General features: G+C 42.1%; 15 protein-coding genes and 1 tRNA gene. 11 read left to right on the top strand and 5 right to left on the bottom strand.

Translation table 11 applies throughout. From position 1 onward, the window contains the following. Window positions 1-133: 133 nt before the first annotated feature. From PMEL_RS06455 to PMEL_RS06415, 9 genes are all read left to right on the top strand, one after another. Window positions 134-1,090 (top strand): rhomboid family intramembrane serine protease, encoded by a 957-nt coding sequence (locus PMEL_RS06455; RefSeq protein WP_120174489.1) that lies wholly within the window; start codon window positions 134-136, stop codon window positions 1,088-1,090. A 204-nt stretch (window positions 1,091-1,294) separates the two neighbouring features. Continuing rightward, on the top strand, window positions 1,295-2,395 hold the full coding sequence (locus PMEL_RS06450) for an endonuclease/exonuclease/phosphatase family protein (protein ID WP_120174488.1): 1,101 nt from the start codon (window positions 1,295-1,297) through the stop codon (window positions 2,393-2,395). Window positions 2,396-2,500: 105 nt separating this feature from the next. Further along, window positions 2,501-5,521, top strand: coding sequence for a protein translocase subunit SecDF (gene secDF, locus PMEL_RS06445; protein WP_120174487.1), 3,021 nt, complete (start codon window positions 2,501-2,503; stop codon window positions 5,519-5,521). A gap of 561 nt (window positions 5,522-6,082) precedes the next feature. Further along, the gene (locus PMEL_RS06440; protein WP_120174486.1) at window positions 6,083-6,901 is read left to right on the top strand and encodes a pyridoxamine kinase; all 819 of its coding nucleotides are present in this window, start codon (window positions 6,083-6,085) and stop codon (window positions 6,899-6,901) included. Window positions 6,902-6,910: 9 nt separating this feature from the next. Then, complete coding sequence (locus PMEL_RS06435) at window positions 6,911-8,575, top strand: putative transporter (protein WP_120174485.1); 1,665 nt, start codon at window positions 6,911-6,913, stop codon at window positions 8,573-8,575. Window positions 8,576-8,590: 15 nt separating this feature from the next. Next, on the top strand, window positions 8,591-9,301 hold the full coding sequence (locus tag PMEL_RS06430; protein ID WP_120174484.1) for an ABC transporter ATP-binding protein: 711 nt from the start codon (window positions 8,591-8,593) through the stop codon (window positions 9,299-9,301). Between the two features lie 81 nt (window positions 9,302-9,382). Next, window positions 9,383-9,928: a hypothetical protein gene (locus PMEL_RS06425; RefSeq protein ID WP_120174483.1), complete on the top strand. Its 546-nt coding sequence runs from the start codon at window positions 9,383-9,385 to the stop codon at window positions 9,926-9,928. Between the two features lie 195 nt (window positions 9,929-10,123). After that, window positions 10,124-12,118, top strand: a complete 1,995-nt coding sequence (locus PMEL_RS06420; protein WP_120174482.1) for a helix-hairpin-helix domain-containing protein — start codon at window positions 10,124-10,126, stop codon at window positions 12,116-12,118. 368 nt (window positions 12,119-12,486) lie between these two features. Further along, window positions 12,487-13,287, top strand: coding sequence for a hypothetical protein (locus tag PMEL_RS06415; protein WP_120174481.1), 801 nt, complete (start codon window positions 12,487-12,489; stop codon window positions 13,285-13,287). 657 nt (window positions 13,288-13,944) lie between these two features. On the opposite strand, the gene metG is transcribed toward PMEL_RS06415, so the two are convergent. After that, window positions 13,945-16,008, bottom strand: a complete 2,064-nt coding sequence (gene metG / locus PMEL_RS06410; RefSeq protein WP_120174480.1) for a methionine--tRNA ligase — start codon at window positions 16,006-16,008, stop codon at window positions 13,945-13,947. A 228-nt stretch (window positions 16,009-16,236) separates the two neighbouring features. Continuing rightward, complete coding sequence (locus tag PMEL_RS06405) at window positions 16,237-17,952, bottom strand: pseudouridine synthase (protein WP_120174479.1); 1,716 nt, start codon at window positions 17,950-17,952, stop codon at window positions 16,237-16,239. 246 nt (window positions 17,953-18,198) lie between these two features. Between PMEL_RS06405 and PMEL_RS06400 the strand changes: the two genes are divergently transcribed. Beyond that, window positions 18,199-19,188 carry a patatin-like phospholipase family protein gene (locus PMEL_RS06400; protein WP_120174478.1) on the top strand — a complete coding sequence of 330 codons (990 nt, stop codon included), beginning with the start codon at window positions 18,199-18,201 and terminating at the stop codon, window positions 19,186-19,188. A 162-nt stretch (window positions 19,189-19,350) separates the two neighbouring features. On the opposite strand, the gene PMEL_RS06395 is transcribed toward PMEL_RS06400, so the two are convergent. The 3 genes from PMEL_RS06395 to PMEL_RS06385 form a co-directional block, all read right to left on the bottom strand. After that, the gene (locus tag PMEL_RS06395; protein WP_120174477.1) at window positions 19,351-20,154 is read right to left on the bottom strand and encodes an ADP-ribosylglycohydrolase family protein; all 804 of its coding nucleotides are present in this window, start codon (window positions 20,152-20,154) and stop codon (window positions 19,351-19,353) included. A 154-nt stretch (window positions 20,155-20,308) separates the two neighbouring features. Further along, a tRNA-Arg gene (locus PMEL_RS06390) sits at window positions 20,309-20,380 on the bottom strand. 224 nt (window positions 20,381-20,604) lie between these two features. After that, the gene (locus PMEL_RS06385) at window positions 20,605-22,047 is read right to left on the bottom strand and encodes a C69 family dipeptidase (RefSeq protein ID WP_120174476.1); all 1,443 of its coding nucleotides are present in this window, start codon (window positions 22,045-22,047) and stop codon (window positions 20,605-20,607) included. A gap of 248 nt (window positions 22,048-22,295) precedes the next feature. Here PMEL_RS06385 and PMEL_RS06380 point away from each other — a divergent pair, with 248 nt between their 5' ends. Next, the gene (locus tag PMEL_RS06380; protein ID WP_172586759.1) at window positions 22,296-23,051 is read left to right on the top strand and encodes an FG-GAP repeat protein; all 756 of its coding nucleotides are present in this window, start codon (window positions 22,296-22,298) and stop codon (window positions 23,049-23,051) included. Window positions 23,052-23,188: the final 137 nt, after the last annotated feature.

The following is a 23,188-nucleotide window of genomic DNA, read 5'->3' as shown; positions in this document are numbered from 1 at the left end:
TAAATTCAAAGGAAAAGTGTAGAAATTTATAAAAAAAAGTCTTTATCTCGCTTATTTTCTGCTTAATAACGAGAGATTTTTGTAATTTTGCATTGTTTAAATGATATATTGTAAAGAATAAGACATAACGTAAATGCGAAATATACCTGTTGTAACAAAGAATCTTCTCATTATCAACATTCTGGTGTTTATAGCCACGTATGTTGTAAGAGGAATGAATATTGATTTGAATGATATTCTTGGCTTACATTTCTTTTTAGCCTCTGACTTCCGTATTTGGCAGTTTTTCACTTATATGTTCATGCATGGTGGGTTTACACACATCTTGATGAACATGTTTATGCTGTGGATGTTTGGTATGGTTGTTGAGAATGTATGGGGTCCAAGAAAGTTCCTTTTTTATTACATTGTCTGTGGTGTTGGAGCAGGACTCTGTCAGGAGTTGGCGCAATATGGTACGTATCTCGTAGAGGGATTGGCTAATTTTGAATCCGTGAAAATTGGTACAACAGTTCTTCCTATGGATGTTTATCTGAATATGATGAACACTGTTGGTGCCTCTGGAGCCATCTATGGTGTGCTACTTGCTTTCGGAATGCTATTCCCAGAAGAGCGTATGTTCATCATTCCAATCCCTGTCCCGATAAAAGCTAAGTGGATTATTATGGGTTCAATCGTGGTAGAATTGTTCTCTGCGATAGGCACAAGCAATGACGGAGTGGCGCATTTGGCACACTTAGGTGGTATGCTCTTTGGTTTTATTCTTATCCGTTATTGGAAGAAGCATCCGTATTCTGGCTATGGTGACTTTGGTATGAACAGAGGGCATCAGTTCTTTGATCGCATGAAGAATTCATGGGAACAACGCGGAGGGCGTGACACTCGTAATGCTACGAATGGTAATAGTGGGTCATGGACGAATACTTCTCAGAGCAGTGATGCTAATAATAGGAGTGATTGGGATTACAATGCTCACAAGAAACAACAGCAAGAAGAGGTAGACCGCATCCTCGATAAGATTCGTAAGAGTGGTTACGACAGTCTGACAAAAGACGAGAAACAAAAGCTCTTTGATAACAGTAAGAATTAAGAGGGTGGTTGGTGACAAATAAATGAGTTGTTGGTTAATAACGGATACGTTATCAATCAGCAACTTATTAGAATGTGAGGGGATGACTACTTATCAATACTTGATGTTTGTCCGCTTACTTTATAGCCATTTAGTAACTATTTGTTTTATTCGTAAAACAGAGAAATAACAGGTGTAGAGACTACTTGATTATTTGGATTTAAGATGTTTAGTAAATTTAAGACGCTTACATATAGGATGTTATTGACAGGCAATATCATTGTGATTCTGCTGATGTTGTTTGTCGGAAATATAGATAGGTTTAATCCTGTTGATTATCCCTTGTTGGCTAATTTAGGGTTGGGCTTTCCAATACTTCTTGTGTTTAATCTGGTTTTCCTTGTAGTTTGGAGCTTTCTCCGGTTGCGTACTATCTGGTTGCCATTGTTGGGTTTCCTGCTTTGTTATGGTCCTATCCGTACGTATTCACCCTTTAATCTCCCTGAAGATAAGCCACATGGCTCTATAAAAGTGCTGTCGTATAATGTTTATATGTTCTCTTCATGGAGTGAGCCTGATGCAAAGAAGAATCCAATTGTGGATTATATCGTTAAGAGTAAGGCGGATATTGTCTGTTTGCAAGAGGCACAAGCGACCTTAGATGACAAAGATCATATCTATTCAACACTGAAAGAACATTACCCATACTTCAAGTTGATGATTAAAAAAGCCCCTGGTGCAGACTACATGGTATTGCTTAGTAAATATCCTGTTCTTTGGCAAGATACTATCCCATACGGCTCAAGTAGTAATCAGAGTGTGGCTTATATGCTTAATATCAGAGGGAATAATACTCTCGTTGTCAATAATCATTTTGAGAGTAATGGACTGAGCTCTGGCGACAAAGAAGGGTTTAAGACACTCGTAAAAGGCGAACTGAAGACTGGCGAAGCAAAAAGACAATCAGTTCATTTAATCACTAAGTTAGGCGAGGTTTCGGCACGTCGAGCACCGCAAGCGGAGGCTGTTGCACGTTATGTCAGGAAATATCTTGATAAGAAGGTGCCTGTTATTCTCTGCGGAGACTTCAATGACAACCCATTGAGTTATACCCATCGAGTAATGGCAAAAGAGCTGAATGATTGCTTTGTTGGGAGTGGAAACGGACCAGGAATAAGCTATCATAAAAGTGGAATGTACTTCCGTATAGACCATATCTTTTGTTCCGACGATTTCGAGTCTTATGGAGCTAAGGTCGACAATAGTGTGACTACTTCCGACCATTATCCCATCTATTGTTGGCTTAAATACCGCCCAAAACCTTAAAAAACACACATTTATAAGGTATAAATTTCCCAAAGTGTGAAAATTTGCTTATCTTTGCACGTCTATCAAGTGTAGCGAAACAATAATTAAAAACAATCAAATAAAATGCAAAACAAAGGATTAGTAATTTGCGTAGCTGTTCTCTTGACGCTCGCAAGTATCTTCTACCTGTCATTTTCAGTAGCGACAAGCTTCTATGATGGTCAGGCAGCAACGATTAAAGACCCTATTGCGCAACAGGATTATAAGGATTCTGTAAAGTATTTGGGCCTCTACTCTTACCAGAAATGCCTTGAAACACAGATCGGTCTTGGTCTTGACTTGAAGGGCGGTATGAACGTTGTACTCGAGATTTCAGTACCTGATGTTGTTGATTTCTTGGCAGATCACAAGCAGGATGCTGCTTATCAGAAGGCTTTAGAAATGGCAAAGCAGGAAGAGATGACCAGTCAGAAGGACTTTATCTCTCTCTTCGTAGATGCTTTCCACAAGGAAGCTCCGGGTCACAAGCTTGCTGAGATCTTCGCTACACAGCAGCTCAAAGGCAAGGTTAGTACACAGAGTACAGACGAAGAGGTTGTAAAAGCACTTCGTGAAGAGGTTGCTGCAGCGATCGACAACTCATACAATGTCGTAACAAACCGTATCGACCAGTATGGTGTTGTACAGCCAAACATCCAGAAGCTGGAAGGTCAGGAAGGTCGACTCATGGTTGAAATGCCTGGTATTCGTGAGCCAGAGCGTATGCGTAAGCTCCTTCAGGGTTCTGCTAACCTTGAGTTCTGGGAGACTTATAACAACCAAGAAGTAACCCCTTATCTCGCTCAGCTCGACCAGCGTTTGGCTAATGGTGATACAAAGGTAGACACAACTGCTACTGATTCAACTAAGAAGGTACAGGCTCCTGCAGCTGCTCCTTCTAAGTTTGCACTCAACAAGAATAATGCAGCTAAGGGTGAAGATGCTCAGATGGCAGCGTTGAAGAAGATGCACCCATTGCTCTCTATGTTGCAGACTATCCCTGGTGACGCTCTTAGTCTCGTAGGTTATGCAAACGTACGTGATACTGCTGAGATCAATAAGCTTATCTACGGTCAGCTTGCTAAGCAGATTTTGCCAAGCGACTTGAAGCTTCTTTGGGGTGCTAAGCCAGAAGACGGACTCAATAAGAAGAACGTATATGGTCTTTATGCTTTGAAGATTACTACCTCTGATGGTCGTGCTCCACTTGAGGGTGACGTTGTTACAGATGCTAAGGACCAGTTTGACCAGCATGGTCGTCCTGAGGTTAGCATGACAATGAACTCTGAGGGTGCTCGTGAGTGGGCTGCTTTGACAAAGGCAAATGTAGGTAAAGCAATCGCAATCGTACTCGATGGCGTTGTTTACTCAGCTCCACGCGTTAACGGTGAGATCTCTGGTGGTCAGTCATCTATCTCTGGTAACTTCACTATTGAGGATACTAAGGACTTGGCTAACACATTGAAGTCAGGTCGTATGCCTGCTCCTGCGAAGATTGTACAGGAGGAAGTCGTAGGTCCTACACTTGGTGCACAGTCTATTGAGCAGGGTCTTATCTCATTTGCTATTGCTTTCGTACTCTTGATGCTTTACATGATTGTCATGTACAACTTCATTCCTGGTATGATGGCTAACCTCGCTTTGATTGCCAACCTCTTCTTTACATTGGGTGTATTGGCGTCTTTCCAGTCAGCATTGACTATGCCAGGTATTGCCGGTATCGTATTGACCTTGGGTACAGCTGTGGATGCTAACGTGCTTATCTACGAGCGTATTAAGGAGGAGTTGAAGCTCGGTAAGGGTATGAAGCAGGCGTTGAAGGAAGGTTATGGAAATGCCTTCTCAGCTATTTTCGACTCTAACTTGACATCACTCATCACTGGTGTGATTCTTCTTGTAACTGGTACAGGTCCTATCCGTGGTTTCGCTACAACTTGGATTATTGGTATCGTTATCTCATTCTTCACAGCAGTATTCCTCACACGTCTCATATTCGAGAACCGTGTTGGTAAGGATAAGTGGATGAATTTGACCTTTACAACAGGTTTATCAAAGAACTTCATGCAGGGTAAGAACTTTAACTTCCTTAGCATGTATAAGACTTCTTTCACCGTTTGGGGTGTTATTGTCTTGATTTGTATTGTCAGCTTCGCTGTTCGTGGCTTGAGTCGCAGTATCGACTTTACTGGTGGTCGTAACTATGTTATCACATTGAATAAGCCAACTCACGTTGAGGATGTCCGCAAGGTGATGGAAGGTGCTTTCGTAAATACTGTTGGTGAGAATGCTGGTAAGCCTGCTACAACAACCGTTATTGCGCTGGGTACTGATGGTAAGACCGTTCGTGTTTCAACTAACTACAATATCGAGTCTAACAATCCTGCAGAGGATGACAAGGCTGAGACAATCCTTTACAACACATTGAAGAAGGGTGGCTTTGTTAGTCAGGCAAGTGTTGAGAACTTTAAGAACCCAGATATCCGTGAGGGTGGCTCTATTATTCAGAGTGCGAAGGTTGGTCCTTCAATCGCTAAGAACATTACTTACAATGCTATCATGAGCGTATTGTTGGCTATCTTCTTCATCTTCTTGTATATCCTCTTGCGTTTCCGCAACATTGGTTTCTCTGTTGGTTCAATCGTTGGTTTGGCTCTCGATACCACAATCGTTATCGGTTGCTTCTCGTTGTGCTATGGTTGGATTGGCTTCTCACTTGAGATTGACCAGACCTTCATCGGTGCTATCTTGACTGTAATTGGTTATGATATCAACGATACCGTGGTTGTTTACGACCGTATCCGTGAGAACTTGGGTAAGCACAAGCACAATCTTGCTAAGGCTGATATCCAGAAGATCTTTAATGACTCTATCAACCAGACCCTTTCACGTACTATCAATACATCTGTATCAACATTGATAGTGCTCGTGTCTATCTTCATCCTCGGTGGTGAAAGTATCCGTAGCTTTGCCTTCGCAATGATTATCGGTATTGTTATTGGTACTTTGAGTTCTATCTTCATCGCATCTCCTGTTGCTTACCTCGTATTGGGTAAGAAGATTGAGAAGCGTTCACACGAACTTGCAGAGGCACCAGTTGAGGCTTAATCAATAGAAAGTCAAAACTAAGGTTTTACACCTTATTATATATAACAGCCCGTTATCAGCAATGGTAGCGGGCTGTTATCGTATTTCTAATGGTACTGAATTGCGGGGCAGTTGGATGTAAATGATGGCTGACAAGATTGTTTCTTTACTTGTTATGGTTGTTAGTTTACAAATTATTTACATGAAAATAAATATTTTTTTTCGTGAAGATAAATATTTCTTTTCATGTAAATAATTTCTTTTCTTCATGAGAATAATTCGCAGGAGATAGGGTATAATAGTCGTAAAAGCCATGAGAGGTGGTGTTAAGTGGCTTTGCTATTTATGCTCTTAATGGTTATTTTCGCCTTCCACTGTTAATAATCTTCTATAGATATAACCATTATTCTTATTGGTGTTTACCATCCGCACGATATGTGTTGGGCGTTCGCACCACTCGTGCGCAGCATCAACACGACGATAGAAAAGGGAAAGCAAGCCTTATTATGGTGATTTATTGGTTTTTATTTTGCCGTTCATGTGGTTTGCACTACCTTTGTAGTCCAATTGAAGAAAGATATAATGAGTAAGAAACATATACTCCTCGTTAATGACATAGCAGGATACGGAAAGGTTGCAACAGCAGCCATGCTTCCTATATTGTCCTACTTGGGACATCCCGTTTATAACCTCCCTACAGCGTTGGTATCTAATACGCTCGATTATGGTAAGTTCAATATCCTTGAGACAACCGACTATATCAAAGGCGTATTCCCAGTGTGGAAGGAACTTGGCTTTAGCTTCGATGCCATTGCGACAGGCTTTATCGCTTCAGAGCGACAGGCAAAACTGGTAGCAGACTATTGTCGTGAGCAGGCTGAACGTGGTACGACTATCTTTGTAGACCCGATTATGGGAGATGAAGGAAAGCTCTATAATGGTGTGACAGCTGCAACAATCAACTCTATGCGAGAGATGATTAGCGTTGCCGACCTTACTTTCCCTAATTATACTGAGGCTTGCTATCTAACGTCAAGTAAGTATGATGAGAAGGGAGTAAGCTTTGAGGAGGCTAAAAGATTACTTGATGGTTTACGATTGATAGGTACGAAATCGGCAATGATTACTTCTATTCTCGTTGATGGTACACCGTCTGTTGTAGGTTATAACCACGTAACAGATGAGCATTTCACACTGCCTTACACTGAGATTCCTGTACACTTCCCAGGTACGGGTGATATCTTCTCGGCAATCCTCATAGGTCATCTGCTGGATGGTGAAGAGTTGATTCCAAGTACACAGAAGGCTATTGATGGCGTTTATAAACTGATAGATCTCAATAAAGACAACAAAGACAAAAACAGGGGAATACCTTTAGAGAAATATCTTGGTGTCTTGTAACAATATATTATGGACTGGATTAACGGACTATTTGCCATTCCTTCTGCCCTACAGGCAGTCGTGGTCCTCTCGCTTGTTTGTACGGTGGGATTGGGCTTAGGTAAGATTAGAATAGCAGGCATATCACTTGGTATTGCCTTTGTATTCTTTTTTGGTATCGCTGCGGGTAGTTTCGGCTTGCAGGTAGATGAGCAGATGCTTAACTACTGTGAGACTTTCGGATTGGTTATCTTCGTCTATACACTCGGACTGAGTGTAGGACCAACCTTCTTTGGCTCCTTCCGACATGAAGGAACCTTGTTTAATCTGTGGAGTTTAGGCGTTATCTTCTTGGGAACCATTATGTCTGTCGTGCTCTCATATGCAATGAATGTACCGATGTCAAGCATGGTTGGTGTCCTTTGTGGTGCTACAACGAATACGCCAGCACTTGGTGCTGCACAGCAAGCATTGCAACATGCGGGGCATAGTGGGGGGCCGGCAGCATTGGCAACAGCCGTTACTTATCCATTAGGTGTTGTCGGTGTTATCTTTGCCATGATATTTCTTCGTAAGTTCTTTGTGAAGCCTTCCGACTTAGTAGTACATTCGGGAGCAGAAGACGACCATACTTATATCGGACAGTTTGTTGTTCTTAATCCAGCCGTTAATGGAAAAACAATTGCAGAGATAGCACAGGGAACGCATCGAAAGTTTATTATCTCGCGTATTTGGCGTGGTGATGACGTAATCGTTCCGATGAGTACAACGGTTTTGAAAACCAATGATAATCTGCTTGTAGCGTCAAAACGCGATGAAGTTCCAGCCATGGAGATTCTTTTCGGAAAGCAGGTTAATTGCGATTTGAATAAAGAGCAGGTGGATTGGAATCACCTTGATGCAAAGGTAGAGAGCCGTGTTATCGTCTTATCAAAGAGTATGTTAAACGGTAAAAAGCTCGGACAACTTCATTTGCGTGAGGCTTATAATGTCAACGTGAGTCGTATTATTCGTGCTGATATCAAGCTGTTGGCAACGCAAGACCTCGTTGTTCGTTATGGCGACCGCCTTACCTTGGTTGGTCAACCAGAAGCAATTGATCAGGCAGAACACTTCTTGGGCAACTCTGTTAAGACCCTTAACGAGCCTAATCTGGCTGTTATCTTCCTCGGAATGTTGCTTGGTTTGGCATTAGGAACTATCCCAATCACACTTCCAGGTATGGATTCACCAATCCGATTGGGTATCGCTGGTGGTCCAATCATTATGGGAATATTGGCTGGAGCCTTTGGTCCTCGTTTGCATTTCATTGCTTATACAACGCGTAGTGCCTCCCTCATGCTTCGTAAGTTGGGCTTATCGCTTTATCTTGCGTGCTTAGGTTTGGATGCGGGTAAGGACTTCCTCGATATCGTTGTACGCCCAGAAGGCTTGCTTTGGATAGGTTTAGGCTTTGTACTTACGGTCGTTCCTATTGTCATAGTAGGGTTGATAGCTCTACGATTGAAGAAGTTTGACTTTGGAACTATCTGTGGTATCCTTTGCGGTTCGATGGCTAATCCAATGGCGTTGGGCTATGCAAATGATACGATAAAGGGTGAAACCAGCAACATTAGTTATGCTTCGGTATATCCTTTGGGTATGTTTGCCAGAGTTATCATTGCACAGATATTAGTGATGTTCTTTGTTAGATAGGTCCTTAGTGTCGTAATGGTTATCAGTTTATCTCAGTTATCAGTAGGCTATTCGTCTTCCCACCCCGTTATCTCTGACATCAATTTAGAGTTAAAGAGTGGGCAATTGGCGTGCTTGATAGGGGAGAACGGAATAGGTAAGTCAACTCTTTTGAAAACGCTTACAGGCTTTCTTCCAAAACTGAAAGGTAGCCTTCTGTTGGATAATCGTGATATTGAGTCCTTTTCTCAACGAGAAATAGCACGGCAGGTGAGTATTGTTTTGACGCAAAAACCTGATGTACAGAACCTCACGATAGAGGAGATAATAGGCTTAGGAAGGTCTCCTTATACTGGTTTCTTTGGTCGATTGCGTGCGGAAGACCGCAAGGTTGTTGATGATGCAATCGCTACGATGGGAATTGAAAAGCTAAGAGGGAGAATGATTCAGACCCTTTCTGATGGCGAAAGGCAGAAGGTGATGATTGCAAAAGCACTTGCTCAAGAGACGCCAGTCATCTTACTTGATGAGCCAACAGCCTTCCTCGATTTCCCTTCTAAGGCTGAGACCTTTCAGTCTTTACAACGAATGGCACATGAAAGGGATAAACTTATCCTTCTTTCAACCCATGACTTAGAACTTGCTGTACGCTTTTCCGATAGCTTGTTGGAGGTGAAAGCGGGTACGTTAAAGGCTGTATCAGCAACGGAAGTGAAGGCTTCTATAAGTGCAATCATAGGCGGTTAAGACTTGCTTTTGCCGTTGTTTTAATAGCTTCTTTAATCCTATATGTAATAAATAAAACATTAAAATAAATAGAACAAACTTATGAAAAAGAATGTATGGATAGTTCCTATCGTCCTTGTACTTGCTTTAATCTTGAATAGCTGTGGTACACAACAGAAGGCAACAGCGACTGTTGCGACACCTGTTGTTCAAGAACCAGTTGTCGCAGTTGAGCCTTTAGCGGAGGTTATCAGCATTGCAGAAGCTTTGGATATGTATCAGAATCCAGACAAGGTTGATGCTATTACAAAGAAGTATGGCTACAAGTTGAAGACAAATTATGAGGTTTATCGACTCGATAAGTTCAATAAGATGTATTATAAGAATTGTGTGCTTGCAAAGCTTCTTACCGCTGACAAGTATGAGGATTATCCAAAGCCAATGCGCAAAGGTGTGTCAAGTTACGTTGCCTTTAAGGATGGTGCAATCATCATTGCAGTGTTTAATCAGCCAGCATACGATAACCTTGTGGCTCAGGTAAAGGCTGCTGGTTTCACCTTGGATATGCCAGGTAGCGAGGATATCTACACCAATGGTAGCCGCACTATCGCTTGTTATAAGGATGGAAAGAGCGTGAGAATTCAGTAAAGAGTTCTCTGCTTTTATCGCTATTCCTGCTTAAAAGCATAAAATACAACCCTCTCATTGCCTCTCTTTTACCATAAACCATGGTCTTAGAGAAGGATGAGAGGGTTTTTCTTTATACCTTTCTTGTCGTTTTGTTTGCTTTTCTCAGTTGTAAAGACTATATTTGTTGTCTTAATACTTTGAAAGTCTAACTAAATGAAAAATCTACTACTGACCTGCCTTTTAGGGCTTATTAGCCTCACCTCTACGGCACAACAGACCTATGAATGGGAAGAGTTGTTTGAAGAACTCTATGCAAATAATGGCGAGAATACGGATGCTAAGGAGGAAAGCTTTGAACTATTAGCTGACCTTTCAGAACATCCACTCAACCTCAATACGGCAAGTCGGGAAGAACTTGAGCGTATCCCTTTCCTTACAGCAGAGCAAGTTGAGGATATACAAGCATACGTTTATCAATATCATGGTATGCAATCGTTGGGCGAATTGGCTATGATTGAATCCTTAGATGCCCTCCGTCGCCAGCTTCTTCCTTATTTTGTCTACGTCTCTACAGCAGAAGAACAACGCCAGTTTCCCACACTTAAATCGATTATAAAGGGTGGAAAGCACAACTTCTTATTGACCTCTCATCTTCCTTTCTATCAACGAGCGGGCGACCGCAATGGCTATCTTGGCTATCCATATACCCATTCTTTGCGTTATACCTTCCGTTATGGCGATTATGCTCAGGCTGGATTGGTTGGCGCACAGGATGCTGGCGAACCCTTCTTTGCCCATGGTAATAGTCTGGGTTACGATCATTATAGTTTTTACTTGTTGTTAAGAAAGATGGGACGATTAAAGACTTTGGCGGTAGGAAGATATAAAGTGAACTTTGGTCAAGGACTTATAATCAACAATTCCTTTGGCTTTGGAAAGCTTGCTATGCTCTCAACGTTAGGCAGACAATCAACAGGTATTCGCACACATTCCTCTCGTTCGGCTGCTAACTATCTACAAGGAGCAGCTGCAACGGTGGAAATAGCAAAGCATCTTGATCTAACCACCTTTCTTTCTTATCGCAGTATAGATGCTACACTTACGGACAGTGGAACCATTAAAACAATCCTCAAGACTGGTTATCATCGTACTGTGCGTGAGATGAACAGTAAAGATGCAGCCTCACAGTTTGCTGCAGGAATGCATTTAGCTTGGTCGTCGGGTGCTTTTCGCATGGGATTATCGGGCGTTTATTCTTGTTTCAACAAGGACTTAACGCCCAATACTTCTTTATATTATCGTCATTATGCGCCTGCAGGTAATCACTTTTGGAACGTAAGTGCAGATTATAGCTATCAACATCCGCGCTGGTCGTTGGCAGGTGAGACAGCAATGGATAGCAAGGGGAGCCTTGCAATGGTGAATAATCTTTCCTATCAGCCAACTTCTAAACTCTCTTTACTTGCTGTTCAGCGTTATTATGGCTACCAATACACAGCACTCTTTGCACGTAGTTTCGGTGATAACGGGACGGTTCAGAATGAAAGTGGATTACTCATTGGTGCGAATTGGAATGTAAAACGTGGTTTGTCGCTCATGGCTTACACTGATTTCGCCTATTTCTCACACCCTCGTTTTGGCGCACATACATCCAGTAAGGCATGGGATAACCTACTGATACTAACTTATAGTTGTCAAAGTTGGTCGCTCTTGGCCCGCTATCGGCTTAGATTACGTGAGAAAGATAATGCTGGTAAGACTGCTCTTATAAACGAAGTAACGCAGCGTGGTCGCCTTTCTTTGGCTTATTCGGCAGAGTCTTGGAGCTGTAAAACCCAGCTGGACATCGCTGCAAGCAATTATCTCAAGCGTAGTTTCGGTTATATGGTGAGTGAGTCAGGGGCTTGGAAACCGCTCCCGTGGCTCACGCTGAATGGTATGATTGGTTATTTCCAAACGACAGATTTCGCCTCACGTATCTATGTTTACGAACGTGGTCCACTCTATTCTTTTAGCTTTCCAGCCTTCTTTGGTAAGGGAATGCACTACAGTCTGTTTGCTCGGGCAGACCTATCGAGCCATCTTATGATAATTCTTCGCAGTTCAACCACGCATTATTTCGATCGTGACCACATATCCTCAGGGCTACAACAGGTTAACTCCTCAACGCTAAGTGGACTTGATATTCAATTGCGTTGGCGGTTTTAAGTGCTGATACTTTATGTGATTACGATTTATGGAGAGCCTCTTTCGTTTTATTATTAACTATCGATTCTATCCTTTCCTATGGCTGTAAAAGTAATTAAAAGTAACGATATAAACAAGTAAAGACCATGCTTTCCGAATTATTTTCATGAAAATAAATATTTTTTGTCGTGAAAATAAATATTTATCTTCATGAAAATAAATTCTTTTTTACATGAAAATAATTCGCAGGAGAAGCCTGTTGTGCTATTGCGCTACCTTCTTTTTGGTTAGTAAACACATACAATTTAGTGATAATAAAAGCTGTATTCTGTCGCTTGTTATCCTTCTTTTTATTTATATTTGCAAGTGAAATTAATTCTATATATGATATGAAACAAGTCTGTAAGTTAATTCTTTATTTGTTCTGTGTGGCAATAGTGCTAACTGGCTGCCGTGATAAAGTACAGTCAAAAGCTGAAACTGCAGACTCTTTGGCTGCAGTAGGGCAGAGGGTGAGTCGTATATCAAAGTCGAAAAAGAAAGAAGATATGCGTCAGTATGATGTTGCTGACCAGAAGCGAATAACTGATTTCATTCCCAAAGGTTATAAGATTTTTGAGAAGGTATCGGGTGACTTGAACAAAGATGGGCTTGACGACTGCGTGTTAATTATCAAGGCAACTCGTAAGGATGGCTTCGTAAAAGATTTTAAAGACGAGGTGGTTGACCGAAACCGCAGGGGGATTATCATACTGTTTACCGAGAAAGATGGTTATAAACTTGCATCGAAGAATTACAATTGCTTCTCGTCAGAGAATGAAGATGGTGGTGTTTATTTTGCTCCAGAGTTATGGGTAGAGGAGAGAAAGGGAAATCTTTATTTGCGTTATTGTCATGGTCGGTATGGTTATTGGGAGTATTGTTTTCGTTATCAAGGCTCAGATTTTATGCTTATAGGTTATGAAGCAACTTATAATCGTGGTCCATTAGTCTTAGGAAAAACAAGTATTAACTTTCTTACAGGTGTTGAATATGATGATGAGAATATCAATGCTGACAAGTTTGATGCAGATTCTGATGATGATCCAGTGGATGATGAGGTATTCAAGAGGACCGTCGTTAAACTGAAGAAGAAGCCGTTAATGAAGCTTTCGGAAATAGAAGATTTTGACGAACTAAGGTTTGAATAGTTATCTTAAACAAAGGGATTATGAATAAAAGAGTTTATATGTTGTTGTTGTGTTCTTAGTTTTAGAGAAGGTTCCTTTTATCGCTTTTGGTAAATAAAACGAGTTGAATATGTAGCTTTTAAGGGTTGTGTAGAGTTATTGAGTGCTTGCCTTTAAACGTATAGAGTGCAAGAATCGGCTCAATATACCATTCATATTACTTGTTTTTAGGCTCTCGATGAGCCGATAATTAGCTTTTTGTTGTTATATTTGCACTGATTAAGGTTTGAGAATTATTAGCATTTGGACAAAACTTTGCCCTCTATTAGTTCGTTATTACGTCTTACTACATTTATTATAATGATTATAAAGCCCTCTCTTTTGCTCTTTTAGTAGATGTGTTGGTGCTCCGCACGTATGGTGCTGATGCTTCGCACATGTGGTGCTGATGGTAAACACCAATGGTGTTAAACACTAAAAAGCTTGCAAAAGGTCCACAGTATGGAAGCAACTTGTTGTTAAGAAAGAGTCATGCCACCATAAGTGAACATGCTTTACTTTAATAAAAGAAGACTTACTTTTACGAAACAATACGGGAAAAAGGCAATTATAAAGCGTGGAGATTCACACATTATAATTGCCTTTTTAGGTTATTAGAAAAAGCCGCTTGGGCTTATTTTATCCCACCTGACTACCCGGTTTCACCTCACCCATGGTTGTAGTAACGGTGAGGGAGCCATCGAAGTTGACAGCTGAGAGAATCATTCCTTGGCTCTCGATGCCCATCATCTTGCGAGGAGCAAAGTTAGCAACGAAGAGAACATCCTTACCTGTGAGCTGCTCTGGCTCGTAGTAGGCTGCAATACCGCTAAGGATAGTGCGCTCAACACCTGAACCATCGTCGATAGTAAACTGCAAGAGCTTCTTACTCTTCTTCACCTTCTCGCACTTGATGATATGTCCAACACGGATGTCGAGTTTCTCGAAGTCTTCGAAAGGAATATCCTTCTTGATTGGTTCAGCCTTGTAGGAAGCCGCTTCATTAGCCTTCTTAGTCTCTTCCAACTTACGCAACTGAGCCTCGATAGCCTCATCCTCAATCTTCTCGAAGAGCAACTCTGGCTCTGCCAACTGCTTACCAGCTGGGAGAAGGTCGGTAGAACCGAGTTCACTCCAGTCATACTCTGTCATGTTAATCAGTTCACGAAGCTTCTTACTGCTGAATGGCAAGAATGGTTCGAAGGCAATACTGAGGTTGGCAACGAGCTGAAGCGAGATGTTGAGAATGGTCTCTACGCGCTTAGGATCGGTCTTCCAGAGCTTCCAAGGTTCTGTTTCAGCAATGTATTTGTTACCGATGCGAGCAAGGTTCATCGCCTCCTTCTGTGCCTCACGGAACTTAAATATATCGAGATAAGCCTCCACCTTTGCCTTTACGTCCTTGAACTCTTGGATAGTCTGACGGTCAATCTCTTCCAATTCACCACAAGCAGGAACCACACCATTCCAATACTTCTTTGTCAATTGCAATGCACGGTTAACGAAGTTACCATAAACAGCAACGAGTTCAGAGTTGTTACGCTCCTGGAAGTCTTTCCAAGTGAAGTTGTTATCTTTGGTTTCTGGTGCGTTAGCTGTCAGTACATAGCGTAGCACATCCTGCTTTCCTTCAAAGTCACGGAGGTACTCGTGGAGCCAAACTGCCCAGTTCTTACTTGTAGAAATCTTATCGTCTTCAAGGTTAAGGAACTCATTTGATGGTACGTTATCAGGCAAAATATAATCGCCATGCGCCTTCAACATGGTTGGGAAGATAAGACAATGGAACACGATGTTGTCCTTTCCAATGAAGTGAACGATGCGTGTCTCTGGGTCCTGCCACCACTTCTGCCAGTTGCCAAAGTGCTCTGGATCCTTCTCACAAAGCTCCTTTGTGTTTGAAATATAGCCGATAGGTGCATCGAACCATACGTAGAGAACCTTGCCTTCAGCGCCTTCTACAGGAACAGGAATACCCCAATCAAGGTCGCGGGTCATAGCACGTGGCTGGAGATCCATATCCAACCAACTCTTACACTGACCATAAACGTTTGGTCGCCACTCCTTATGATCCTCCAAAATCCACTGCTTCAGCCACTCTTGATAGTCATTCAAAGGCAGGTACCAGTTCTTAGTACTCTTGATGATTGGCTGTGAGCCAGAGATTGTTGAGTGTGGATTCTTCAACTCCATAGGGCTAAGATCGCTACCACACTTCTCGCATTGGTCGCCGTAGGCATTTGGATTGCCGCAGTGAGGACACTCCCCCATGATGTAACGATCGGCAAGGAACTGGTGAGCTTCCTCATCATAGTACTGCTCACTCTCCTGTTCAACGAGCTTACCATCATCATATAGCTTACGGAAGAAGTCAGAAGCAAACTTGTGGTGGGTCTCACTTGTCGTACGACTATACACATCGAATGAGATACCGAACTCCTCGAAAGAGTCCTTAATCAACTTATGATAACGGTCACATACGTCTTGTGGGGTGATTCCTTCCTTCTTTGCACGGATGGTGATAGGCACACCATGCTCGTCACTACCACCGATGAAAGCTACTTCACGCTTCTTCAATCGGAGGTAACGAACGTAGATATCGGCAGGAACATACACACCAGCAAGGTGTCCTATATGTACACCACCATTCGCGTATGGCAATGCTGCGGTGACAGTGGTGCGCTTAAATTTCTTTTCTTCCATATCTGTTTGATTATTTATTTTCTACTGCAAAGTTACAGTAAATAAGGTAAATGACAAAGGAAATGGGTGTGTAACGTGATAATAAACTTTTGTTACTCTGACGGATGGGGTTTATATGACCGTCCGATAAGCATTTAGAAAGTTATTATAGGCTGCTATTAAGCGAAGAGTTTGATGCTTAAAACGTTGGCATTTACTGATAATACTTCTCTTTGTGATGGCTTTTTGTTACAAAGGAAGGTCAAAACTCATCTGTTCTTGTGTAATAGGATGAGTAAATTCAAGGTGTGTTGCATGCAGCCATAGGCGTTCTGCTCGCTGCCCATAGAGGTTATCGCCAATGATAGGAGTTCCCAATCCGTCTGGATGAGCACAATGAATGCGCAGTTGATGGGTACGACCAGTCAGCGGATAGAGTCCAATCTTTACCGCTTCCAATGCTTCTTTGCCGTATGTTGTCTTACCGATAATACGATATTCGGTGATAGCAGGCTTCCCATTAGTTCTATCAACACGCTGTCGAGGGCGGTCGTCTGGGTCTGGAGAAAGCGGAAGTTCTATTCGTCCCTCTGCTGGTAACTGCTTGTCGAGAATAGAGAGAGGAAGCAAAGCAACATACTTCTTCTTTACAATTCGCCCAATAAACTGTGCTTGCAAAGCCTTATGAACCTCAGAGGTACGAGCAACAACAAGCAAACCACTTGTCGCCATGTCTAATCGATGTACCATGAATGCATCGCTCTTACCCTTCCATCGCTCCTTTAGAATACTATAAACAGATGGCTGACAGCTCTTCCCGGGTACAGAAAGTAAGCCTGATGGCTTGGCAATGACTGCAAGATAATCGTCTTCATAGAGTGTTTGTAGTCCTTCAGAAGGCATTGTTTCTGTTTCATTATTTGTCCTATCGCAATCCTTATTGTCAACGTCTATCCCTTCCAACATCCACTCCAAGATAGGTTTACACTTTCCATTGCAGGCAGGATAATAGTTTCCATGCTGTCTTATCTCGGTCTTTGGCGATGGTCCCCACCAAAACATAGCCATGCTAATAGGCTTAAAACCATGCAAAAAGGCATATTGTAAGAGTTTTGGTTCACAGCATTCACCTGCGCCAGAGGGCGGAAGTAGCGAAGCTGCAAGACACTCTTTTGCAGCACGCTCAGCAGTGTTTGCACTTGTTATATGAGCAGCCTTCGTACGTGCAGGACTGTTCTTCAGATAGTAATCACGGAAAATATCAAGCAAGTTTTTATGTTCTCCGCGTGCATTGAGCAGTGAGAACTGGGAGAAAAGCCAACGTTGTAGGCGGTCAGACTTCATTTTGCGCTCTCGTTTCCATGCTGTTATCTGTTCCTGATAGGCGTTTACGATAGTTTGTGCAGCGGTAATCTGCTCTGCGTAAGTTTGTTTCTTACGGTGCAATTCCGCTTTAAGAAACTGGCTCTGGCGTGTCATTTCGTTTCGTTCTGCCTCTGAAATAAAAGCCTCCTTACGACGTTTATCACGCAAGAACTTAGCTCCTTGCATCACCTTTCGAGCTTCTTCGATAGCCTTTTCAGCCTTCTGTTGAATCGTTTTTAGGTTTTCCTTTGCTTGTCGATAGGCTGTTGAGGCTTTTAGTTGAGCTATCTGTTGATTAAATTGACTAATCTCAGCCTCATGAATCTTGAAGTAACCATCGGGCTGAAGGTAGTCGAAAACAGCTGGAACAAAGTCTTCTCCTTCATCATCTATCTGTCCTGAGTAGGCTTGCAGATAGCCAATCTCTCCGTTTCGCTCAACAATCAGAACGCCATACATCTTTCCTTCGGTAGGTTCAATAGGAAGGTTTGTCTGCAACTGCTTGACTGCTGCACGGCAAAGAGCGTCCGGTTCGTAATCAAAAGGATTATTAAACCGAGCGGGTAGGGCCTGTTTTGATTGTATAGGGTGAAACTTCATAATGCAAAGGTAAGGAATAGTTGACGAGTAAACAAGTTTACGTGTGAACAAGTTGCTTGTTTTGGAGTTGACAAGTAGACAAGTTCACGGGTGTACAAGTTGCTTGTTTTGGAGTTGACAAGTAGACAAGTTCACGAGTGAACAAGTTACTTGCTTTTGAGACACATGAGATTATTGGAGAAATGAAAAGCAACAATAAAAGGAAAAAACACGTTTATCTCTGAGAAAAACATTACTTTTGTCGCTATGAAAAAATACTTACTTGTATTTCTAATGCTGATATGCTGTGGTTTATCTGTGATGGCACAGCAGGAGAATAAAGACGGAAAAGACCGCCCAAAGGTAGGTCTTGTGATTGGTGGCGGTGGTGCGAAAGGTGCTGCAGCCATAGGAATACTGAAGGAATTGGAGCGGGCACAGATACCAGTCGATTATATTGCAGGAACAAGTATAGGAGCGATTATAGGCGGATTATATTCTCAGGGCTATCGTGCAGACGACCTCGAAACACTCTTTTGTTCGCAGAATTGGCTGGCACTCTTGTCAGATAGAGATACAACACTTGTCGGAAAGGTCTATAAGGAAGCAGATGGCGTGGTTTATATCTTCGGTTTTCCTGTACGGAGAAAGGCTGATGCGAAAGTGAAGAAAGGCTTTGGAATGTTACATGGCGACCACATCTATAATTTTCTTGACTCTCTTGTTCGTCATTCTCCAGTACAACGTGGTACCGTTGAGAAGGCTATTCCCTTCTCGTGTGTAGCTTTTGACATTCGTCGTCAACAAGAAGTAGTACTCGATACAGGTTCTTTGGTGCGTAATATGCGTGCCAGTATGGCTATCCCCGGTGCGTTCAAACCAGTACGGATAGACACGTTGATGCTGGTAGATGGCGGTATGGGAAATAATCTTCCGGTAGATGTTGTGCGAAATATGGGGGCAGATATTGTTATTGCAATCGACCTTCATCAGCAGAAACATGATGATTATCGTTCGCCTTTTGGCTTTCTGAAGGGTATGGGAGGTATTTTGAAATGGATGGCAGAACGTCCTGATATTAAGAAATATAATGTCAATCGAACGCAAGCAGACCTTTACATTAATCCTGATTTAGGTCCTTATGGTCTTACTAATTTCAGTACAAAGGCTATAAAAGCTATTCTTCAAATAGGCGAGGAGACTGGATTGCAGTATCGAACGCAGATGGAAACGTTCATGAAAGACCACCAACGATGAATTATTTTCATGAAAAGAAATATTTTTCTTCATGAAAGTAAATATTTCTTTTCACGTAAATAAATCTTTTTGTTCATGAAAATAACTTGCAACAATGCTGTTTTAGGGCTTTCAAAACAGCATTGTTAGACTTGAAAAATCATCTTTTTAAAAGGCTTAAAGTTACCTTTTCTTCGTTCCACAGCTATCTTGTATGCGCTCATAAAACTGTCCGAGGATGTTGAGCATATCATCGGGCAAATAGCTGATAGCCTTTTCAATCATCCATTCTGGTACCTGATAATAGGCTTCAGCAACCGCACCAGCAATGCAAGCCTTCGTGTCTGTATCGTCATCACATAGTACAGCGAGGCGGATGGTCTCCTCGAAACTATTGGCATCCATGAAACAGCGCAGTGCCATCGGTACGGTTTCCTGACAGGTTCCATCAAAATGTCCTTCAGAACCAATCTTCTTAATATCCCGCATAGGTGGCAGTTTATATCCAAAGAACTTCTTAACTTTTCGCTCCAAATCCGACTTAGAGAAGCGCATCAAGCGCAGCCAATAAATCGCTTCAGCAATACATTGTGCGCCCTTAATACCTTCGGGGTGGTTATGACTTATGATAGCACTCTTCTTGGCTTCCTCTATTACGTCCTCCCATTCATCGAAGAGCCAGCCAATAGGGCTGACACGCATGGCAGATCCATTGCCACATGAATCCGTAGGCTGTGGATTATCGGAGTTAATCCATTGATAAAATCGCTTGCCATATCCGCCCATTGGGTCTGGATAACGACGACACCAATCGAGCAGACTCTCCTGATAGTCACGTTCATTCAGCACCGCATCGGCAATAGCGATGGTGCAGATTGTATCATCTGTGTAAGAACAATCGGGTGTAAAAAGCTCAAACCCTTGTTGTGGAGTTGCTCCGAATTCGAAGCGTGAGCCAACGATATCTCCTATAATAGCACCAATCATGAAGTTTCTTTTTAGTCTCTCCGTTGCTTGAGAGGGGATTGAAAAATACTATGGGGGTATATGTTTCCTTTTGGTTGTTAGTAGTAAATCTATATAAAAAATGATAATCAGACTCTTCTCTCTTACAAGGGAGAGGATAAGAAATGATATATAGTACTCCGACCGGGAATCGAACCCGGATCAAAGGTTTAGGAAACCTACGTTCTATCCATTGAACTATCAGAGCGAGTTTTTCAAACTTTACTTTGCTACCGTAGGATAGCTGTGCAATAGCTCTTGTCTGCAAAGTTAGGAAAAAAAAGTTATATATAGTGTGAAACAATAGATTTTTTACCTTTCCCTTATCGTTCTTGCTGGTGTTTTTTACCTAAATAAGGCTGTATCAAGAGGCATTGTGTGCTACTTGATACAGCCAGTCTTATTGTTGTAAAAGTAGGATGCTACTTATGTTTATGCCCCGTGGAAGAGATACTCCTTCTGAATGTCTTGTGTCATCAGCGTAAAGAGTTTCTCTTGTAGACGGTCGGCAAGGTCGAGTGCACTGTTAAGAATCTTGTCAGAGAACGCCTGTAACATGTCTTGTGCATGGAGAGGTTGTGTCTTATAGATGCGTAGATACTCTTCTTCCATCTCACGTTGACGTTGGTCGGTCTCAGCTTCAAACTTAGCATACGCCTCCTTGATGATAGGAGCATACTTGTTATAGTTGGTCATACCCAAAACCATTATCTTGCGGAACTTCCAATAAGCAGAGTCGTCACTTGACTCACCATTACCCTTTGTGTAAGCCTCTGGATAAGAAGTGATGCCCTGGTAGAGTGGGAGGAACACACCGAGGTCTGCCATTCCCATTGCAACATAGTTGATACAACCGATAGCCTGTGGCAGTTCTGGGCGTACCTGCAAGAGGTGGGTCTGAGTGGTACGGAAGATAGAAACTGGGCGATAAGGCTCCTTTGGATTGCTATTGAGATATGGGTCGTGCTCCGTATTGTCATAGTGGAAGCGGAATGCAGTGCGGAGTTCGGTCAGTGTGACCTTGTGCGCAGCCTTAGCAAAGATAGGGAAGGTGTTTTTTGCTACGTCATTCTTTATCTCTGGAGAGAATAACTGCTGCAATCCCCATACACGTGGGTAGTTATAAGTAGTGTCGAGTTTGATATCACGTGCGTAAGCCTCATGGAAATCGAAGGCACCCTGTGCTGGATTGTAGAGTCCATGCTTCTCTGCAAACTCAATCAAGTCGGCTGATGCGAGGTAATTCTCCTTATCATTCGGATCGTAGGTGCGGAAGCGGCTCTGGTTACCAGTTACGAAATACTGATCTTTTGGCATACGGCAAGCCAACCAGCGATGGCCGCAAGCTGTTTCCAAGTACCATATCTCCTTGCTATCTACAAAGCCGATACCGAAGCCTTCAGCAATACCATATTTCTCGATGATCATACCCAATCGCTCAACACCTTCACGGGCGGTGTGGATATAAGGTAGGGTAATGTTGAAGACAGAGTTTTCTGCCACACCATTCTCTACCAATGGGTCGTGTTTCAATACCTCGTCATTGCTGAAGATACTCTCCGTGGCACTCATGCCGACACCTGCCGTGTTGAAACCAGCACTACCCCAATGGCCGTGAAGATTATACGGAGAAAGGGCAGAATAGCCCAAAGCCTTCTCTGGAAGTTCGCAACGGAAAGGACTATCTTTGGCAACGAACTCGCGTGGACCATTGTCCGTATCTTCAAAAATCTCGTAATTCTTAGCTTCCATTGCGTCCCAGTCTTCTGAACGCGCTACTATCATAGAACCATCAGCAGTCTGTTCTTGACCAACGATGATGGTTGTACACTCTGATGGGAGTTTGTGCTCTATTTGCACATTGTTTGTTTTCATAAGCTTAAAAGTCTTAGTTCTTATTGTTAATTATTGATGACAAAAATAGTAAATATTCGTGGAAGTGGCGTAAGAAGTTAGGATAAAAAAGGTAAATAAGTGGAGTAAAGCTGCAAAATACCCATATATAGTTATTACTATGGAGTCTTTTATAGAGTTCAAGGTTGGAATATAGAGAGAAAAGTGTTATTTTTGCAGTGTGTGATATATAATAATACTGTTTGCTGATAGGCAATAAAAACGTGATTATGAAGAAAGTTAAGTCTCTTTTCTTTTTGTTGAGTCTTTGCATGATACTTCTCTCTTGTACCGATAAGAAGCCTGTTAGTCAGGCGCAGGAGTCGTCTGTACAGCAGGAAGATAGTGTGTCTGTAAAGAAGGTTGATAGTGTTAAGGTTGCGAAGAAGACATCAATAATGTATAAGATTCTTGTTCCTTTTAATTATCGTTTATGTAATCCAGATACGATAATCAACCACAATTGGGTTGAATTATATAAAGAAGGGAATGAATATTATGTTGGTAAAGCTCGGTATAGTATTGATATGAGAGAGGATGAGTGTTCAAGTACCATTCCAACATACCTATCAGAAAAACGAAACACGATATTGTTTGTCAATCAGTTGCCAATAAAGAAGGGAAAAGTTAAGATTGCTGATGTTGCGTTTTCAGATAGTACTTACTTGGAACCAGGCTCTGTAAGGAATTTTACTTTTGCTGGGAAACATTACAAGTTAGAGGCAAAGGCGCAGGGAGAAAGCCAATTAAAGAACTATACAGTATTGCTGAATGGAGAACGAATTGTTAGAGAGGCAAGGGTTGATGCAGCAAGTTTTGCGCTTCTGTTTGCAGGTGACTTGGATGGAGATGGGAAGTTAGATCTTGTTCTTTCCTTACCTACAGATTATGAGGAACTCCGTGTTGCCTTGTTCTTATCATCTTGTGCGCCCCCTGGTTTGCAAATGGGTAAAGTCGCAGAGATAGAGGATGACTTCAGTTGTTAAGCCCTTCTTGTTTTTTATTCGTTGTATAATGGATATTAGATAAAAAGTATTATATTTGTAAAGTGTTTGAAACAGAGATAAAGCGATTAACTTGTCAACTTGTTAACTCGTCAACTATAAAAAGATATAACTTGTTA

Origin of the sequence: Prevotella melaninogenica (assembly GCF_003609775.1) — a bacterium.
In the GTDB taxonomy this organism is placed as follows: Bacteria; Bacteroidota; Bacteroidia; order Bacteroidales; family Bacteroidaceae; genus Prevotella; species Prevotella melaninogenica_A.
This window is presented reverse-complemented; position numbering and strand designations above follow the sequence as displayed.

What these genes read in the sequence shown, in the direction of transcription:
- PMEL_RS06455 (WP_120174489.1), top strand. Translation starts at nt 134, where the DNA reads ATGCGAAATATACCTGTTGTAACAAAGAATCTTCTCATTATCAACATT.
- PMEL_RS06450 (WP_120174488.1), top strand. Translation starts at nt 1,295, where the DNA reads ATGTTTAGTAAATTTAAGACGCTTACATATAGGATGTTATTGACAGGC.
- secDF (WP_120174487.1), top strand. Translation starts at nt 2,501, where the DNA reads ATGCAAAACAAAGGATTAGTAATTTGCGTAGCTGTTCTCTTGACGCTC.
- PMEL_RS06440 (WP_120174486.1), top strand. Translation starts at nt 6,083, where the DNA reads ATGAGTAAGAAACATATACTCCTCGTTAATGACATAGCAGGATACGGA.
- PMEL_RS06435 (WP_120174485.1), top strand. Translation starts at nt 6,911, where the DNA reads ATGGACTGGATTAACGGACTATTTGCCATTCCTTCTGCCCTACAGGCA.
- PMEL_RS06430 (WP_120174484.1), top strand. Translation starts at nt 8,591, where the DNA reads ATGGTTATCAGTTTATCTCAGTTATCAGTAGGCTATTCGTCTTCCCAC.
- PMEL_RS06425 (WP_120174483.1), top strand. Translation starts at nt 9,383, where the DNA reads ATGAAAAAGAATGTATGGATAGTTCCTATCGTCCTTGTACTTGCTTTA.
- PMEL_RS06420 (WP_120174482.1), top strand. Translation starts at nt 10,124, where the DNA reads ATGAAAAATCTACTACTGACCTGCCTTTTAGGGCTTATTAGCCTCACC.
- PMEL_RS06415 (WP_120174481.1), top strand. Translation starts at nt 12,487, where the DNA reads ATGAAACAAGTCTGTAAGTTAATTCTTTATTTGTTCTGTGTGGCAATA.
- metG (WP_120174480.1), bottom strand. Translation starts at nt 16,008, where the DNA reads ATGGAAGAAAAGAAATTTAAGCGCACCACTGTCACCGCAGCATTGCCA.
- PMEL_RS06405 (WP_120174479.1), bottom strand. Translation starts at nt 17,952, where the DNA reads ATGAAGTTTCACCCTATACAATCAAAACAGGCCCTACCCGCTCGGTTT.
- PMEL_RS06400 (WP_120174478.1), top strand. Translation starts at nt 18,199, where the DNA reads ATGAAAAAATACTTACTTGTATTTCTAATGCTGATATGCTGTGGTTTA.
- PMEL_RS06395 (WP_120174477.1), bottom strand. Translation starts at nt 20,154, where the DNA reads ATGATTGGTGCTATTATAGGAGATATCGTTGGCTCACGCTTCGAATTC.
- PMEL_RS06385 (WP_120174476.1), bottom strand. Translation starts at nt 22,047, where the DNA reads ATGAAAACAAACAATGTGCAAATAGAGCACAAACTCCCATCAGAGTGT.
- PMEL_RS06380 (WP_172586759.1), top strand. Translation starts at nt 22,296, where the DNA reads ATGAAGAAAGTTAAGTCTCTTTTCTTTTTGTTGAGTCTTTGCATGATA.